Here is a 16,129-nt window from a genome sequence, read left to right on the forward strand (position 1 = left end):
AGTAAACGCCTCAAATAATAAGGGAATATCAAATGGTAGGACAATCTAAAAGAAGCCTACCAAGCAAAAAATAATTAGAGGTTCAACGAATTTTTAACTACTCCGCCTTCAAAGCATTCACTGGATTGTCCATGGCTGCCTTGTAAGTCTTTAGCCCGATGATGCTTATGGATATGGCACCAAGCAGCAGTATCGGTAAAACAATCATTGGTGCATCTATAACAATGCGATAGTCGAATCCATTAAGCCATTCGTTGCCCAAATAGTAAATAGCTGGAAACGCAAGAATAGCACCGACCAGGATAAGCTTTAAAAAACCAAAAACAAGATGATACATAATTCTTCTCGCTGTTGCTCCAAGCACCTTTCTGATTGCAATTTCCTTCGTTCTTCGTTCGAGTGAAAAAGCAGCTAAAGAGAACAATCCAATCGAAGCAATGATTATAGCCAGTCCTGAAAAAGAAGTAAATACATGACCAAACCTTCTCTCTTCAGCATATAATCTATCGAAAGATTCGTCCAGAAAAAAACCTTCGAATGGATAACCCGGAACATACTTATTCCAAGCAGTTTCAATCACGGAAAGGGCTTCTACAAAGTCACTAGAAGTCCTGATGTGAATGTAACGTGCAAAGTACTCTGGGTTAGATGAGGCGTATCTAAATATTACTTCTCGTGTGTTGTATTGACCATTTCTCAAAATAAAATCTTTGACCACTCCAATCACCCTGAAGCGTGTAGACCTCCCACGATTAAGCAATTGACCGACTGGTTCCGTCCACCCCGCTTTTCTTGCGAAGGACTCATTGACAACAACCGCTGTAGAATCTGTGGCCATTCCTTGAAAAAAACTCCCTGCTACCAACTGCAAGCCCAAGGTTTGCAAAGCAGACGAATCAGCGAATATGTTGTCAGGATTCAATGTAACTGCATTTTCGCCCATGGTCAGGTAGCTCCAATCATATATTCGTCCGGAAGGATAGTGACTCAATGCGCCTAACTGTTCTATATGGACTGAGGACATCAAGTCATTTACAAAAGCCTGATAGTTGTTTCCCAGCCTATCATCATTTCTAACCACAAAAATTTGATCAGCATTCATTCCTAAATCTCTACTGGAAACGTGTTGTACCTGATGGAATACGATGAATGTAGCAGTAATTAGAAAAACAGAAACCGTGAATTGAAAGATCACCAATACCGTCCTTAGTCGACTACTTCTGCCTTTGACGGCCTCTTTGCGCAAAGAATCGATGGGTTTGAATGAAGAAAGGTACAGCGCCGGATAGCTGCCTGCCACTAAGCCCACAACAATAACAAACGCAACGACCCACCCTAGCATATTCAAGTTGATAATATTTCGCCAACCATAATCCGCATCTGTCATGATATTAAAATAGGGCAACACCAGAATAGCCAGAATCACTCCCAGAAGGACTGAAACCAACGTAATAAGCACCGACTCCAGCAAAAATTGTTGTACAAGATGCTTTCTCACCGACCCCAGCACTTTTCTTAGTCCAACCTCCTTGAGACGCAAAGAAGACTTGGCTGTTGACATGTTGATGTAGTTTATACAAGCAATGAGCAGTATAAAAGCAGCAATAATGGAAAAAGTGAGCGTATTATTCCGGTTACCTGGATTATTCAATGTTAGCCTTTGATGATTTAAGTGAATATCCATCAGTGGTACAATTTCAAAAGAACGATGGTTACCTGCAGCCAGAAAATCACTCCAGGAGTCATACTCAGACATAAAGGCAATCAACTCTTCCGAAAGGTGTTTTTCGGTAAATTCCAGGAATTTCTCCCTCAATCTTTCTGGATCTGCGCCAGCCTTTAATTTCAAGTAGGAATACACATTATTGCCTGACCAGTTGCCATCAGTCAACCATTTGTCATGGGGAAAAGAAAATATCGCACGATATGGAATGGTTGAGTTTTTCGGTTGATCTGCCACTACGGCCGTGACCTGATACGCGTCTTCGTCATAGACGACTGTCTTGCCCATAGGATTCTGGTCTTCGAACAACTGATCAGCAACGGACTGAGTTAAAACGATTGAATTTGGAGAATTAAGAGCATACTCCACTTTACCATTAAGAAATTTTGTAGGAAAAATATCGAAGAATGTGGAATCTGCGCTCAGTATGTCATTTTGCTTAATAAATTGATTATCCATTTTAAGCACTACATCATATAAACCATAAATTCTGGTGCCTGACTCTATCTCCGGAAATTCAAGAAGCATCTGCTGTACAGCAGGAGTTGGTGTGAAAGGACTGTAGTTAGTCGAACCACGATCATTAACTAACCGATAAATTCGATGTCCGTCCTGGACATATTTGTCAAATGACAATTGATGAGAGATATGTGAAATCAGTAAAAGACATGAGGCTATTCCTATCGACAATCCAAGGATATTCAGGAGCGTGTAGGTACTGTTTTTTCTCATGCTTCTCAGCGACACTTTAAAATAATTTTTGAACATACCGTATGAAGTTTTGGGTCTTATATCTTCTAAATTTTTAATGTACCGGATCCGAAAAAAGCGAATGACGTTCCATAAGAATCTGAGTTTTACATATTTGACATGAGCAGCAACCTGTCTCTCATATATTTCGATCAAGTCGCCTTCAACCGTTTCCTTATAATAGGGCTTGCAAAACCAGCTCAACAGTTTGAGAGGCCACTTTGGTGGCTTGGTTTTTACATCTTTCATTGTCCCAACTTGAGTGATACTGCGGGTATTTGTGCGTAGAGATTGTTTCTTACTTGTCGATTAATTTCAATGGCTTGAATCCCAAGGTTGGTTACTTTGAAGAATCGCTTTCTTCTACCTCCTCTTTTTGCCTGTGCTCCCCCTACGTATGAAGACAAAAAACCTTTTTTCTCCAATCGATCCAGCGCCGTATGAACGGCACTAATGTTTACCTTTCTACCCAACTGACTGGCGATTTCGTCCATCACATTGACCCCATAGGCCTCTTCATGGAGTATGGCAGTAATGAGCAGGACTGTTTCCTCAAATTCACCCAACTGTACTCTTTCCATAACATTTACAAATATGAAACATAGGTAAATGTATGGATTAACTATTTCATTTACAATGATGAAACAAATAAATACTGCTTTGCGTCAGCCGCTCGATTTTTAGAATTCGTTTGTGACTGGCCAGGATTTATTTCTATCCTTCACAGGTTTCTCTTGCCTTAAGCCTGGAGAAAGAAGTGGTAGAAATTGATAACTAAAGTTAGTTTCACTGATCTGCCGCAGTTGCTTTTTCAAACAACTCACTGGTATAATCCAGCAACTCCCGGCCGCCCCAAGAGCCATGTCCTGGTACGATTATTTTAGCCTCGGGAAATTCTGATTTTATTTTTTCTATGGTATTCGACCATTCCTCAAGATTAGCGTCTCCGGTATATCCCTTTGAGGCATTCATCTTCTTAATCAAGCAACCTCCAAACATTACCTGCTTGGATGGTACATAACCAATTATATTATCCCTGGTATGGCCTTCGCCTACATATTTCATTAGCACTTCCTGATCACCTACAGGTAGCGAAAATTCTGTATCGAAACCCATCAGGGGTGCTGTTTCTTCATTTTCTGATGCTAACTCCACCGTCAGCTGATTGGCGATTGATACGATGCCCAATGGATGAACTACACTCAGTCCGCCCAGGCAGTCATCATGGAAGTGAGTGGGCACAAATGCAATCACTTTAGCATTTAGCTGATCTGTTACGTAGGCGATCAGCTCTTTGGTCGCAACGGTATCCGGAGGAGTATCAAATATGACTGCCTCATTTTGGTTGACATATATCAGACCATTGCATCCTACTTTTCCCCAACTTTCTGTTTGTAAGTAGGCTTCATGAACATAGACGCCTTCATCAATGGAGTGAATCTTCAGTTGATCTGACGAATAAATAACGGCACTTTCTTTTTTTTCGCTGCAGCTAGAACACACTAGAATCAGGACTGCAAATAGGGAGATTAATCTTTTGTTCATATGTCTTCGAAAATAAAGCTCCTTGCCTTTATCGAAAAGAAATTATGCAACAAAAAATAAGTAGCCAGCTCCCCAGGACAAACGCATTTAAAATCAGATCCCTGCCAGGGTTACACTTAATCGTACAACTGAGATTTCAATACAGTCCATGCTTATCCAAACACAACCCTGGTAGGGTTTGTAGGCAGTTTAAATTTTAAATGCGTTTGTCCTGATCAGCTCTCCTTGTGATCACTGTTCAGCAAGCACATCGACGGGGTTTTGTGTGGCAGTTTTAAACGCTTGCTGCCCTACGGAGACTGAGGCTATGAATAAGCTGAAACCAACTGCCAGAAGAAATACCAGTAGAGGCATATGGGTTCTGAATGCAAATCCATCCAGCCACTGATCCATGACCATATACCCAACAGGAATAGCAATCAAATTGGCAATTAGAATGAGTTTTAAAAAGTCCCAGGCTAAAAGTCCGATCAATTGTTTTTCGGAAGCGCCGATGACTTTGCGGATACTCATTTCCTTTGATTTTTGATAAACCATAAAGGTCGCTAACCCGAAAAGTCCAAGCGCTGCAATGATGATTGAGAGGGCTGTAACGATTTGAAGCAGTTGACCTAGCTTCTTATCCGCATCGAAATGCTGAGCCAATCGCTGATCCAGGAAAGTATAGTCAAAGGGTATCTCCGGAAACAGTTCTTTCCAAATCGCCCCAATGGCCGCCACCTGGTCGCTAATATTTTCCGCCCGAACTTTTACCTGAATAGAAAAAGCATTTTGCAGGCCGATTTGAATGACCAACGGATTCAATTGCTCCTTGAGTGTTTCAAAATGGAAATCCCGGAGGACGCCAATAACTTTACTTTTTGTTCCTCCACTATGCACCAGACGTTTACCCAAAGGGGCTTCCAACCACGTTGGGTCCATGCCCGATAGATGACGGATAGCCGCCTCATTGACTAATAGACCTAAAGTGTCAGAGCCAATGTCACGATTAAAATCTCGTCCCTTCATCAGTTCCAAATCGAATGTTTTCACAAATTCATGGTCTGTGTAAATAGTCCAGAGCGCCATGTTTTCGTCCGCAGGCCATCCTTCGGGAAGATATCTTGCAGACCAGTGGCTTTCAATATCTCCAGGAAATGAAGAGTTGGCAGTTACAGATTGGATTCCCTCGTATTTCGTGACAGCGCTTCTAAACAATTCCATTTTACCGGCATCAGCCGCTACTACTCGAGCCCCATTCAATACAAGTATCTGATCCTTGTCGAAACCCAGGTTTTTTGTGGTCATAAAACTGACCTGATGGTAAATTACACCGGTAGCAATCAGTAGTAGCACGGCTAAAGTGAATTGAATAATAACCAAAATCTTTCTTGACCATCCGCTTTTTAGCTGATCACCCGATCTGGAACTTAATATGGATACGGGCTTGAATGACGATAGAATCAGAGCCGGATAGATCGCACTGAAGACGCCTATTAAAATGGCCATACCCAAAGCCAGTAAGAGGTTAGAAACAGTCAATAACTCTAGCCAGAAAAATTCTGTACCTGCAATCAAATTGAAATCGGGAAGGATGAGAACTAATCCGACAATGGCCAGAAAGGTAGATATGAGCGTGAGCAGGATGGACTCCATCACAAACTGCAAAAAAATCTGGCGTTTACTTGATCCCAGAATTTTTCTGAGGCTGGTTTCTTTGACAGCCTTCAATGATTTAGCCGAGCTGATGTTGACAAAGTTGATTACTGCCATGGCCATGATACCAAAGGCTACCGCGAGAAGGATCAATACATGCTGATGGTTTCCACGAGGTTGAAAATCAAACCGGAGGTCTGACTTCAAGTATATGTCTTCCAATGCTTGTACATCAGGTGTGTATTTATCTCTCAAAGATTCGCCTCCGTGGCGTTCTAGGAAATTCTTCATGTCTACCCGCAGTTTGACCGGATCAAAATCTTTGCTCATCACAAAGTAGGTATGGCAAAAATGAGAGGTCCATGAGGCAAATGCGGTTGGAGCAAAAAAATGTCTTCTTACCCATTGAATGGGAATCAGAAATTGGAATTGAATGTGTGAATTTGAAGGACAGTCGACCACACCTTCTATCTCATAGGTGACAAACGTGCCCCACAGATTGACCTGCAGGGTTTTTCCAATGGGATTGTCACTCCCAAAATATTTCTCTGCTGTTTGAGGTGTGATAAGCATCTTATTTGGGCTTTTTAAAAAGCCTTCTTTATTACCGCTAACAGTGGGAAAATCGAACAGGTCCAGAAAAGTGGAATCAACACCCAGAAAACCATGTTGGGCAAATACGTCATCTCCTTGCTTTACCGTCAGAGCAATGGTAATATTTTGAAAAGAAGCGACGTTCGCAATTTCAGCTATTTCGTTTCTCATCTGGTGGCCCCAGGTGTAGGGTACAATCGCGGCTATGCGCTCCTTTGTCGCAGAGGTCAATCGATAAATTCGATCCGATTGTTCATTGAATTGGTCGAAACTGTATTGATGACGGACATAGATAAGAATAGTGAAAAACACAAGCAGTCCTAATGTAAGTCCTGCAATATTTAGCAGGGTATAGAGCCTCTGCTTAATCAAATTTCTAACTACAAGTCTTGCTATCAGCTTAATCATAACTATCGCTTTTAGCAAGAATATTCCATGCAGGCCGCAAGAAATAGAATCCTTTTTACCGATTAGAACAGATTTTACTTTTTGGACTTAAGCATGGATTTTCTAAAGTCGCTGGGAGGTGTGCCCATCTGCTTCTTAAATATTCTGGTGAAGTGGCTCTGATCTGAAAAGCCGGTTAGGTAGGCAATTTCTGTCAATGAATAATTGGTCTCTTCCAGGAGCTTGACTGCCCGCTCGATTCTTAGTTTTCGTAAATACTCACCGAAATTAAGATCATCAAAATACTTAGAAAATTCACGAGAAAGATAAGCCGGGTGCACCTCCAGACTCGATGAAACTTCCTTTAAACTTAATGTGAGATCCGTATCGATTTTATCTTGGATCATCTCTTTGAGCTCTTCTACCCATGGCGGAATTTTCTTTGTGCTTTTTTCAGAAAGAAATTTGCGATAAACCGCTAAAAGCATACCCTCGGTGGGGTTTTGTGCATGCTTTTCATCCTTATGGTATTTGGCCCAGGAATAGAGTGCGTCATAGATGACCATGCCAATGTCCAGTAGTTCATGATCATTGCTATAGTTGTGTGACAATCCAGCAGTAATGGCCCAGAGGCCGGCAGCCTGACTGGCCAGGTCGTATCGATCAGTGTCAGCAGCTCTCACTATTTTGGCTATCTCATGTACAGCCGGGTCTTCAATTTCATACTTTTTCACAAAGTAGTCAAAGGTGCATTGGTCTGAATAGTGGGTGAATTCTACGTAAGCCACATCGTAGGGTATGGCTCCGGTTTCTTCTGCTTTTGGTATCACTTCATCTACAGGCACAAAAAGAAATTCTGGCTCATCATCGATAAATCTGCTGATCAGCCAGGGGCATGCCAGTCGGTCAATTTTGGGTTTTTCGCGGGTGATCCATTTCATAAATAGCTCTTACGTTCTTAACAATCTGATGGATCTATTTCCTGAAATACATTTTGACCGGTACCTTGATCCCAACTGAAATTTTCAATAAGCTGCAATCTCCCGTCGGGTAGGTTTTTAACATCACAAGCTGACTCGCCACCCGCAATATTTCCATCCATGTGCTCCTGAGCATATTTGAAATGTAGCTGATTTTGAATGAGTCTGCCTGCCAAATAGCCTCTGATCACCTGACCTCCCTCATATCGAGCAGATACCACTTCAGCTTTCTGTGTGAAGGTGAAAATAGTATCCTGATTGACCACACCGTTACCGGCGGTTTTCACGACATTCATTTGTTTTCCATCGAGATTTGTCATGGCTCGGTTTTATTTAATAAAATATGAAATACAATTTAAGATGCTAAAGTGAATGTAGTCAGATAAGTCAATAAATATTTATTTTAGAACAGACCTTCGATACAATGAAACAAACCATTCTAATTTTTGGGAGTTTAGCGGCAGCTATCTTTATTCTGTTCGAACTGAATAAGTTATCACTTTGGGGTCTGGAGGATTCATCAGATCTGTTTATTATTTGCTCTGGTGTCCTCTTTATTCTTATTGGTGTGCTGATCAGTCGATTCATGCTCGGTAAACCCGAAAATCCAAAATTCCGTGGGTTAAAGAAATCAAGCCTGACCAAACAAGAATATAAAATATTACTTCTGATGAACGACGGTCTGTCCAACCTGGATATCGCAGAACAACTATACATTTCGGAAAGTACAGTCAAAACCCATGTATCTAATATTTTATCCAAACTTCGCGCTAAAAGAAGAACAGAAGCAGTCAAAATCGGCCGTGACCTGGATATTATTTAAACTGGTACTTTAGTAGGAATTGTGGCTGAAATCTCAAAATCCTACTTTAGACTGAGTTTTTTGCAGGCCGGTTCACCTATCATTGTTGGACATCAAATGGCAACAAATATGAAAAATTATGTACTGAGATATGGGCTTATCGCAGGTGTGGTCAACATTGGCCTAGGCCTGTTCAACTGGTTTACTGTAGCTCAAATTTATGGACCTACACTTTCCCAGACGCTGGGCTATCTTTCTATCGCCGTTGGGCTCTTGTGTGTCCCAGTGGGCATCAGATATTTCAGAGATCAAATCAACGGAGGTCTTGTGTCTTTTAATAAAAGCATGAGCGTTGGGCTAGGCATCACACTGATCGCGTCCTTAATTACTTTTTTGTACAGTATGCTCTTCTTTGTTTTCGCTGGTGATAGTTTCGACGAGTGGAACAAGCGAGGGCTTTCGACTGCTGAACTGGAAGAATTGGAAATACAAATCGCACAAACACCTGACTTTGTTTTTACCGCATGGTTTCAGGGTTTCATCTTGTTTCTGAGTGTATTTTTGATTGGCCTGATCATCAGTCTGATCAGCGCCATGATTTTGAAGCGCGCTTCGGTAAGCAAATGACCTTTGTAAATGTTAAAAACATTAATTCATGGAAGCAGAACATTTAGTCAAAACCTGGTTTGAGAAATGGGATGAAGGAGACTTCCTTCACTTACCCATTGCTGATAATTTCAAACATACTAGTCCGTTTGGCACCATCGATGGAAAGCATGCCTACCTCAATTTGGTGCAGCAAAACAAGGACAAATTCCTGGGCTATACATTCGAAATACATGATGGGATTTATAAGGCACGCCAGGCATGTGTGCGTTATACCGCAAAACAAGGAGAAGGTTTTGCACTGGACGTGAGTGAATGGTATTATATAAAAAATAATCTGATCGAAGAGATTGTAGCGTATTATCACATTGGTGAAATACGAGAGGAGAGGCAGCTTTCAAATCCAGAGTAGACCCTAAAAAAAATGAGTGAAGCCAATAAAATGGCTTCACTCAATAAGTAGGAAATCAACCCCCATCCAGTTCTGTATTTCCTGTGGTTGTTAGCCAGGCAGACCAGGCTGATGTGCCGTTGGCATTAGTTGATCTAATCCGCCATCTCCCCGTTCTTACGCCATTACTATAATGAGTCAGGGCTGTTGGGTAGGATGTCGTGTTGCTATTACTAATCGTCTTTATTGAGTTATAAAGCTGATTTCCCGGAAAGGGGTCCGGGGTAGTCTCAATTTGGATCTGATAATTTGCACTGGTGACTTTATCCCAAAAGAGTGTAACCTGATGTGCAGAAACGGCGGTCAAACGAAAATTTGATGGAGTAGGAGGCTTGGTGGATGCCGGAGGATCAACATAAAAAGTGAATGATGGCGAATAACTGCCTGAGCCATGTTGATTGACTCCTTTTACACGCCAACTGTGTGTACCCGAGCTCAGATTTGAATAAGAAGCATTCGGATAGGTGACTGCAGGCTTTGTTACCCCATCCAATTGTACCACATAGGAAGACGCATTTATTATAGGATACCAGGTCAGGTAGACGGAGTTGCCATTCACACTCGAATTCAAAGACCATGGGGTGGATGGGACACTGGCTACGGGTATCTCTATCTCGTGTGTGTCTGGTTCGGCACCGGTAATAGTTACCCTGATTTGGAAATTTTGAACCTGGGTAATATAACCTTCAAAATGTGCTGAGTTGCTGCCAGCATTTATCCAATTGCCATTTAAGGCTTTGTAGGCCCATTGATAGTTGTGGTCATGTTCTACTCCCAACTTTATCGCATCCAGCGAAACATGAACACTAGTTGGACTTGAAACTACATGGTTGATTCGTATTTCTTCATTTCCTGTTTCTCCAAAAGTGTCTGTGTCCTTGAGCAGTGCCTGGTCGGCGAAACCAAACCAATCGTTCCATGCAGGGTCACTCGTTCCGGAATTACCCTCCAGAAAGTATTTTTTAAATAGATTTCCTGCCCTTCCATGCGGGTTATCATTCGCGTCAGTCCATCTAACAGATGAATTATTATGTGAAAACCCTAAAACGTGAACCAGTTCATGGGCCATGATTTGTGCTTTACGTTCAGCAGAATAAGAGGTGTTGTATAATTCGGCTGACACGACTACTAATTCGTTAGCAGGCATCACTTCAGTACCAACTTCACCCATATAATAGGTTCGACTTGTCGCTGCTACAGCTGTACTCGGTATCGGAGTATCACCATTTTCAATGACATCGGCTGAGAAAAAATGTGTGGTGTAGGGTGCAGGGTTAGAAGATGGGCTGGGGTCATTGAAGAACACCGAAATGTCTCGTATTGTATTCCATCGCCTTACTGCCTCTTTCAGCGCATTTACCCAGGCAGTAGGCATGCTGGGTTCGTAGGTGATGATAAGGTTTGAGGAACGTGCCTTCGTAATGATCTTTGTCGGTACATCAGAATTTCTTGGAGCGGTATAATTAAGCGTTGTTCCCGGACCGCCGCCATCACCATCATCGGGAGGAGTGATTTTTTTAGGCTTCCCGCCTCCTTCATCGTCTGGTAATTCACCACCTTGATGGGCACCACTGCGCTGATCGTCTATGGCGGGATCCTTTGGCATTTCGAAATTTTCCTGACAGGAGAAAACGAATAGCGTCGCCAAAACGCCTGATAAAAGCATTGTTTTCAATGAATTCATTGTAGTTTGGTTTAATGTTTAACTAATAATTATGGGCCTTTAAGGCCCGATAACAATGAAGTAGGAGATTTGAGAAAAGTGTGACACTTTATTAGAAAAACCTTCCGGTAAAGGTCTTTCTTTGGCTTAGGACGTAGCCAAAAAAAGGTGTGGCCAATGACCACACCAACTGTCGGAACCCTATTCAACCTGTCCGTTCACCAACTAATCTGTGGAGATATCAGGAATCTCCCATTTTCTGAAGTCTTTCTATGTCCTGGTCTATCGAAAGGATCAACAAGCACGTGGCCGTACAAAATACCGGGCTGGTAATACAGTGATGACCACTCCAGCTACCATCCGTATTTTGGATATGCACGATGCGCCCGGCAGTATCATCAAACCATTTGGCCCATTCATCTCCACCTGCTATGACCATGGATTCCCCGGTTTGCAAAAAACTGAGAAATTCTTCTCCACCATTGTTTCCAAACCCATCAAGTACTTCATCTTCCTGTGCTTTGTCTTTGGCAGATTTGAAAACATTGAAGCTCGTATTCAACCTCGAAGACTCTTCTTTGCTTAAACCAATTTCTTCGAGCAACTCCTCAGAAATCTCTGCATCATCCGCAATTTCTCCTCTTCGTTTGGCTTCTTCGATCATATCTTTAGCCTTTTTGGCCTCCTTGGCACTTGCCCGAAGTGAACCGGATACGGCATAGAGCATCACTCCTGCGCCTTTTTCTGTGTTCACTTTGCCAGAACTGACATCGTAGTTGCCTTTTTGAAATTCCCTGGACCGAACCAGAGCATCTTCATCTACATCAATACCATTAGCTTCGGCCGCCTCTACCGCCTGGTTGGCATAAGATGATTGGAGCACACCGGCCCAGCCGTCACCTTTCAGACTGCCATCCTGGTTTTGGTTGGTCTGAATTCTGGATACACAATCGGCCAACGCTGATCTGATTCGATCCTGGGTTTTGGCTGGCAGATCTTCCAGTTCCAAAAGGTTATTGAAAAACTGCGCAGCCAATACGGCATCTATGTTGTCCCCCAGTTTCACCTGGATTTGGGTGCCCTGCAGATCAGTGATTTTCAGTCTGTCTTTGGGGGTAGTTTCTACCGCATTGAGCAGGTATTCTGTGGCTTTGGCCAATGCTGCTGAATATTCTCCTTGTATCAGGGTACTCTTGGTCCGAAGCATGGCCATACCAACCATAGCTGTGGTAGCGGGATCGGTACTTACTGCATTGGCATCTCGGATGTGCTGATAGCTGTGACTGCCAGCTCCCCACCCTCCATTTTTTTGTTGGACGGATGCCAGGTAAGTCAATCCTGTACCTACGGCATGTTCGACTTTTTCGACATTTTTGAAATGGCTGTGCCCTTCTGATGATTCTTCGCCAAAAATGGTTTTGAAGGTACATCCTTTGGTTCCGCATATTTTCACGTGATTGTGATCCAGTGGGTTCTTTCCGGAAGGTTTAAAACCCGGAGTCAGCGCCAAGAGTAGGCATCCCGCCAGCCCTGCGATCAACATTTTTACTTTAGTCTTCATAGGAATGAGTGTTTGGTTTACATCGTTATTGATATAGCCAAATACGACACTTCTACGACCAATGTAAATGTGCATTTAGGGAAGAGGGACTTTTGGTAAGTGAGGGGTGGATGTGAGTTAGTGTAAGTTTTTAGCACTACACAGAGTCCTGGCTCATGGAGACACGAACCTGGGCATTTGGATAGATATAATCAGGATTTGGGAAGCTGCCGTGCCTTATATCTGAAAACTTATTCCTTTCTCAAGATTTTCTCCATCGACTTGCCTCTCGCCAACTCATCGATCAACTTATCCAAATAGCGAATTTCCTTCATCAGTGGCTCCTCAATATCTTCCACCCGGATACCACAAACCACCCCTTTGATCAAAGTTCTGGAGGGGTTTAGCGCTGGTGCTTCTTCGAAGAAGGCCTCAAAGTCAATTTTGTTATCTAATACCGCTTGCAGTTCTTTCTGACCATAACCTGTCAGCCAACGAATGATTTCGTCAACTTCCGCCTTAGTACGCCCCTTTTTCTCTGCCTTTGTAATGTAATGCGGATAAACACCGGCAAAGCTCATGGCATACACCCGATGTTTTGTCTTTTTTGAATTATCCATAGCCAAGTTTAGTTATAAAATTGTTAAGTGTTGATCGATATCTTGTTAGTTTGAATACCAGATGTATTTCCTACCATGAAACTCAAAAAACTATCTATGCGACTGTGGAAGCAGGATGCCCTGAGGAAGTTGTCCTGGATCATTAAATATTTGCATCCACAGCATAAAATTCTGGACCTAGGCAGCGGCCCTTGCTTTTTGAGTTCCTTGCTCATAGATAAAGGTTTTGAGGTAACGCCAGTTGACGTGCAAAACCTATCTTCCATAACAACCATCTCTCCGCTTATCTATGATGGGAGAAATTTACCATTCAAAGAGAAGGCATATGATGTGGTACTACTATTGACGGTCTTGCATCATGTGAAGGACTTCAGGGCTACCATCAGGGAGGCCAGAAGAGTTTCGAATAAGATCATCATCATAGAAGACATCTACTACAATACTTTTCAGAAGTACCTGATCTATTTTTTCGATTCACTGGTCAATTTTGAGTTTTTGAATCACCCGCATAACAATCTAAACGACCTTGAATGGAAAGCACTTTTCCATGGGGAGAATCTTGTGTTGGAAGATGCACAGTATCATCCCATTACTTTTTTCTGTACCCAAGCGACCTATTGTCTTACTGTTAAGTAGAGGTTAGAAGTTGTTTAGGTACGGACATTCGGGAATTGCTGGTGAGAACGCTTGAGTAAATATTGGCTTACTACGCCTCCTAAACTCTTTGTTTAATTAGACTCTCCTATTTCTTTTCTAGCACATCAAATTCGAATTAATATTTCAGTCGCATGAAGCTTGCGACCCAGCGGAAAAAATGAAATCCTTTATCTTCGGAATAAATAAGTCTATGAGCCATCGTATTGCCATCTCGCGTATAAAATCAGAAATCAAGCTAACTACTGCTCGTAGTGGTGGCCCGGGCGGTCAGCATGTGAATAAGGTAGAGACGAAAGTCATGCTACGATTTAATGTACTGGAGTCCACGTGCCTTACTGATGATGAAAAAGAGATTATTCGTGAAAAACTGGGGAGTCAGCTCACCAAAGACGGTGCCTTGATCATCGCAGCCGAGAGTCAAAAATCGCAACTTAAAAACAAGGAGATCGCCTTCAAAAAACTGGATCGCCTGTTGGCCAAAGCCTTTTTCATTCCAAAAACCAGGAAAAAGACCAAGCCATCCAAATCGTCCATAAACAAGCGCATCAAGGCCAAAAAACAACATGGAGAGAAGAAAAAATGGAGACAAAAGCCATGATTGTCTGTGAGGGCAAAGGAGGAGACAATCAGGCCAACAAATAGTCCTTTGGGGTTTTCAGTGTTTTGATTTTTAGCAAAGATGCAATGTGAGAATAGGCACAAAAGGACGCCCTACAAATTGTCTGACGCCCTCCTAATCGCTTTCTGTTTTTATTTAACACCAGACCACTTTTTATGGGCTGCAGCTATTAGTATAGTCGTCTCCGCATTCCAAGGCTCCATAGAATTGAAATTACCACCATTGAATGGGCCATTAAAAAACAAGTATAGTTTGCCATCAACAATATCAAATGTTTCAGGGTTGATAGGATATTTAGCCTCTTTAGTCGCGATTCCCCAAGCGCAGTATCCGTCAAACTGCGGTAAGTATTTGGTTGGGCTCTTTTGAAAGAGATCTCGATTTGCCTTTGAGGAAAATTGGTACGTTGCATTCTTATATTTCGCTGTAATACCCTCATCGCCTTTAACTGCGTTGTTTGAAAAATAAGCTACTACATCATAACCTCCAATAGCTAACCCATCATCATCCACCGGTGGAATCTGGGCATTGATACTAAATACTATAGTGCTTAATATCAGGGCTAATAAAACTCTGTTCTTTTTCATATTTCGTTCTTTTTTAAATTGTTAATCCATCTAAAAGCTATGGCTTCTGGATTCCTGTCTTTTTTCTACCTTATTGACTAATTAGCTGAGTGTGAATCGTACGTCTTCCCGCTGATCTTCCATTGTCCATTTTTTTTGTAAAGCACGAAGAAGTCTGTAAACCTAAGCCCCGCCCAGTCGATAAATTCTACTTTCGCTGCTGCTGCTGGACCTGAGATGTCAATCCAAGCAATATGATGCTTAATGTTTTTTGACGGTCCGGTTGAACTAATCACCTTGGCAAACTCATCGGCACTAACTGCTGAAAATTCTCCGCCCACTGATCCAACAATATAAGCGTGATCGTAAAACGCCGATCGACTCAGTATTCCATCTCCAGTTTTTGCACTTTCTATATAGGGACTCAAGGCTTTTTCCACTTCCACATACTCGTTGAAGCTTCGAATTTCATCCTCCTTAGTCTCTGTTTCAACTTTGATGGGCTGTGCGATTCCGCTAACCGTTAGCATCATAATTAATGCAGTTTGAATAATTTTCATGATTTTGATTTTTGAGATTTGGTATTTAATTCTGGCTATGCGAATCGTACACTTTTCCACTAATTCTCCACTCCTTACCATTCTTGTACAAGACAAAGAAGTCTGTGAATCGGAATCCCTTCCAATCCTGAAATTCTACTTTTGCCGCAGCAGCTGGACCTGAGATATCAATCCAGGCAATGTGGTGCTGAACATTTGGTGACTCACCTAAAGAGGTAATCGCTTCTGCAAATTCATCTGCAGTATTATTTTCAAATTCACCTCCTATAGAACCTACGATATGAGCATGATCATAGAACGCAGGCCGGCTTAAGTCACCATTACCTGTTCGGGCACTTTCAATATAGGGTTGAAGGGCCTTGACTACTTCCTGATACTCGTTGAAGCTTTGAACTTCATTTTCTTTTGTTTCCATTTTCATTACTGTTTTT

The 16,129-nt window shown here is 42.2% G+C and carries 17 protein-coding genes; 5 read left to right on the forward strand and 12 right to left on the reverse strand.

Annotated elements, in window-relative coordinates; genetic code table 11:
- Window positions 1–97: 97 nt before the first annotated feature.
- The 6 genes from ABJD64_RS15020 to ABJD64_RS15045 form a co-directional block, all read right to left on the reverse strand.
- Window positions 98–2,722 (reverse strand): ABC transporter permease, encoded by a 2,625-nt coding sequence (locus ABJD64_RS15020; RefSeq protein ID WP_348182939.1) that lies wholly within the window; start codon window positions 2,720–2,722, stop codon window positions 98–100.
- Window positions 2,719–3,054, reverse strand: coding sequence for a helix-turn-helix transcriptional regulator (locus ABJD64_RS15025; RefSeq protein WP_348182941.1), 336 nt, complete (start codon window positions 3,052–3,054; stop codon window positions 2,719–2,721). Before ABJD64_RS15025 ends, ABJD64_RS15020 begins: the two co-directional genes overlap by 4 nt.
- A gap of 205 nt (window positions 3,055–3,259) precedes the next feature.
- The gene (gene bla, locus ABJD64_RS15030; RefSeq protein ID WP_348182943.1) at window positions 3,260–4,018 is read right to left on the reverse strand and encodes a subclass B1 metallo-beta-lactamase; all 759 of its coding nucleotides are present in this window, start codon (window positions 4,016–4,018) and stop codon (window positions 3,260–3,262) included.
- A 231-nt stretch (window positions 4,019–4,249) separates the two neighbouring features.
- Window positions 4,250–6,655 (reverse strand): FtsX-like permease family protein, encoded by a 2,406-nt coding sequence (locus ABJD64_RS15035; protein ID WP_348182945.1) that lies wholly within the window; start codon window positions 6,653–6,655, stop codon window positions 4,250–4,252.
- A gap of 74 nt (window positions 6,656–6,729) precedes the next feature.
- Window positions 6,730–7,575 carry a chromate resistance protein ChrB domain-containing protein gene (locus ABJD64_RS15040; protein ID WP_348182947.1) on the reverse strand — a complete coding sequence of 282 codons (846 nt, stop codon included), beginning with the start codon at window positions 7,573–7,575 and terminating at the stop codon, window positions 6,730–6,732.
- A 17-nt stretch (window positions 7,576–7,592) separates the two neighbouring features.
- Complete coding sequence (locus ABJD64_RS15045; RefSeq protein WP_348182949.1) at window positions 7,593–7,934, reverse strand: hypothetical protein; 342 nt, start codon at window positions 7,932–7,934, stop codon at window positions 7,593–7,595.
- Between the two features lie 104 nt (window positions 7,935–8,038).
- On the opposite strand from ABJD64_RS15045, the gene ABJD64_RS15050 reads away from it, so the two are divergent.
- From ABJD64_RS15050 to ABJD64_RS15060, 3 genes are all read left to right on the forward strand, one after another.
- Window positions 8,039–8,437 (forward strand): response regulator transcription factor, encoded by a 399-nt coding sequence (locus ABJD64_RS15050; RefSeq protein ID WP_348182951.1) that lies wholly within the window; start codon window positions 8,039–8,041, stop codon window positions 8,435–8,437.
- 108 nt (window positions 8,438–8,545) lie between these two features.
- On the forward strand, window positions 8,546–9,043 hold the full coding sequence (locus ABJD64_RS15055) for a DUF4199 domain-containing protein (protein ID WP_348182953.1): 498 nt from the start codon (window positions 8,546–8,548) through the stop codon (window positions 9,041–9,043).
- 28 nt (window positions 9,044–9,071) lie between these two features.
- Window positions 9,072–9,434, forward strand: a complete 363-nt coding sequence (locus tag ABJD64_RS15060; protein ID WP_348182955.1) for a nuclear transport factor 2 family protein — start codon at window positions 9,072–9,074, stop codon at window positions 9,432–9,434.
- A 55-nt stretch (window positions 9,435–9,489) separates the two neighbouring features.
- Here ABJD64_RS15060 and ABJD64_RS15065 read toward each other — a convergent pair whose 3' ends face one another.
- The 3 genes from ABJD64_RS15065 to ABJD64_RS15075 all read right to left on the reverse strand — a co-directional run bounded on the left by ABJD64_RS15065 (window position 9,490) and on the right by ABJD64_RS15075 (window position 13,296).
- Entirely contained in the window at window positions 9,490–11,157 is a 1,668-nt protein-coding gene (locus ABJD64_RS15065) for a hypothetical protein (RefSeq protein ID WP_348182957.1), read from the reverse strand.
- A gap of 220 nt (window positions 11,158–11,377) precedes the next feature.
- Window positions 11,378–12,697 (reverse strand): hypothetical protein, encoded by a 1,320-nt coding sequence (locus ABJD64_RS15070; RefSeq protein WP_348182959.1) that lies wholly within the window; start codon window positions 12,695–12,697, stop codon window positions 11,378–11,380.
- Between the two features lie 230 nt (window positions 12,698–12,927).
- A complete protein-coding gene (locus ABJD64_RS15075) occupies window positions 12,928–13,296 on the reverse strand; it encodes a DUF2200 domain-containing protein (RefSeq protein WP_348182961.1) in 369 nt (122 codons plus the stop codon).
- A gap of 75 nt (window positions 13,297–13,371) precedes the next feature.
- Between ABJD64_RS15075 and ABJD64_RS15080 the strand changes: the two genes are divergently transcribed.
- Together ABJD64_RS15080 and arfB are read left to right on the forward strand one after the other, a co-directional pair.
- On the forward strand, window positions 13,372–13,932 hold the full coding sequence (locus tag ABJD64_RS15080) for a class I SAM-dependent methyltransferase (protein ID WP_348182963.1): 561 nt from the start codon (window positions 13,372–13,374) through the stop codon (window positions 13,930–13,932).
- Window positions 13,933–14,110: 178 nt separating this feature from the next.
- Window positions 14,111–14,551: an alternative ribosome rescue aminoacyl-tRNA hydrolase ArfB gene (gene arfB / locus ABJD64_RS15085; protein WP_348182964.1), complete on the forward strand. Its 441-nt coding sequence runs from the start codon at window positions 14,111–14,113 to the stop codon at window positions 14,549–14,551.
- 152 nt (window positions 14,552–14,703) lie between these two features.
- Here the strand turns inward: arfB and ABJD64_RS15090 are convergent, their stop codons facing one another.
- From ABJD64_RS15090 to ABJD64_RS15100, 3 genes are all read right to left on the reverse strand, one after another.
- Window positions 14,704–15,159 (reverse strand): YHS domain-containing (seleno)protein, encoded by a 456-nt coding sequence (locus ABJD64_RS15090; protein ID WP_348182966.1) that lies wholly within the window; start codon window positions 15,157–15,159, stop codon window positions 14,704–14,706.
- A 77-nt stretch (window positions 15,160–15,236) separates the two neighbouring features.
- Window positions 15,237–15,698 (reverse strand): nuclear transport factor 2 family protein, encoded by a 462-nt coding sequence (locus ABJD64_RS15095; protein WP_348182968.1) that lies wholly within the window; start codon window positions 15,696–15,698, stop codon window positions 15,237–15,239.
- Window positions 15,699–15,723: 25 nt separating this feature from the next.
- The gene (locus ABJD64_RS15100) at window positions 15,724–16,113 is read right to left on the reverse strand and encodes a nuclear transport factor 2 family protein (protein ID WP_348182970.1); all 390 of its coding nucleotides are present in this window, start codon (window positions 16,111–16,113) and stop codon (window positions 15,724–15,726) included.
- Window positions 16,114–16,129: the final 16 nt, after the last annotated feature.

It is taken from the genome of Reichenbachiella sp., assembly GCF_039944555.1.
Lineage (GTDB): Bacteria > Bacteroidota > Bacteroidia > Cytophagales > Cyclobacteriaceae > Reichenbachiella.

Bases quoted from the DNA above. Each gene is read 5' to 3' on its own strand.
- ABJD64_RS15020 (WP_348182939.1), bottom strand. From the start codon at position 2,722: ATGAAAGATGTAAAAACCAAGCCACCAAAGTGGCCTCTCAAACTGTTG.
- ABJD64_RS15025 (WP_348182941.1), bottom strand. From the start codon at position 3,054: ATGGAAAGAGTACAGTTGGGTGAATTTGAGGAAACAGTCCTGCTCATT.
- bla (WP_348182943.1), bottom strand. From the start codon at position 4,018: ATGAACAAAAGATTAATCTCCCTATTTGCAGTCCTGATTCTAGTGTGT.
- ABJD64_RS15035 (WP_348182945.1), bottom strand. From the start codon at position 6,655: ATGATTAAGCTGATAGCAAGACTTGTAGTTAGAAATTTGATTAAGCAG.
- ABJD64_RS15040 (WP_348182947.1), bottom strand. From the start codon at position 7,575: ATGAAATGGATCACCCGCGAAAAACCCAAAATTGACCGACTGGCATGC.
- ABJD64_RS15045 (WP_348182949.1), bottom strand. From the start codon at position 7,934: ATGACAAATCTCGATGGAAAACAAATGAATGTCGTGAAAACCGCCGGT.
- ABJD64_RS15050 (WP_348182951.1), top strand. From the start codon at position 8,039: ATGAAACAAACCATTCTAATTTTTGGGAGTTTAGCGGCAGCTATCTTT.
- ABJD64_RS15055 (WP_348182953.1), top strand. From the start codon at position 8,546: ATGAAAAATTATGTACTGAGATATGGGCTTATCGCAGGTGTGGTCAAC.
- ABJD64_RS15060 (WP_348182955.1), top strand. From the start codon at position 9,072: ATGGAAGCAGAACATTTAGTCAAAACCTGGTTTGAGAAATGGGATGAA.
- ABJD64_RS15065 (WP_348182957.1), bottom strand. From the start codon at position 11,157: ATGAATTCATTGAAAACAATGCTTTTATCAGGCGTTTTGGCGACGCTA.
- ABJD64_RS15070 (WP_348182959.1), bottom strand. From the start codon at position 12,697: ATGAAGACTAAAGTAAAAATGTTGATCGCAGGGCTGGCGGGATGCCTA.
- ABJD64_RS15075 (WP_348182961.1), bottom strand. From the start codon at position 13,296: ATGGATAATTCAAAAAAGACAAAACATCGGGTGTATGCCATGAGCTTT.
- ABJD64_RS15080 (WP_348182963.1), top strand. From the start codon at position 13,372: ATGAAACTCAAAAAACTATCTATGCGACTGTGGAAGCAGGATGCCCTG.
- arfB (WP_348182964.1), top strand. From the start codon at position 14,111: ATGAAATCCTTTATCTTCGGAATAAATAAGTCTATGAGCCATCGTATT.
- ABJD64_RS15090 (WP_348182966.1), bottom strand. From the start codon at position 15,159: ATGAAAAAGAACAGAGTTTTATTAGCCCTGATATTAAGCACTATAGTA.
- ABJD64_RS15095 (WP_348182968.1), bottom strand. From the start codon at position 15,698: ATGAAAATTATTCAAACTGCATTAATTATGATGCTAACGGTTAGCGGA.
- ABJD64_RS15100 (WP_348182970.1), bottom strand. From the start codon at position 16,113: ATGGAAACAAAAGAAAATGAAGTTCAAAGCTTCAACGAGTATCAGGAA.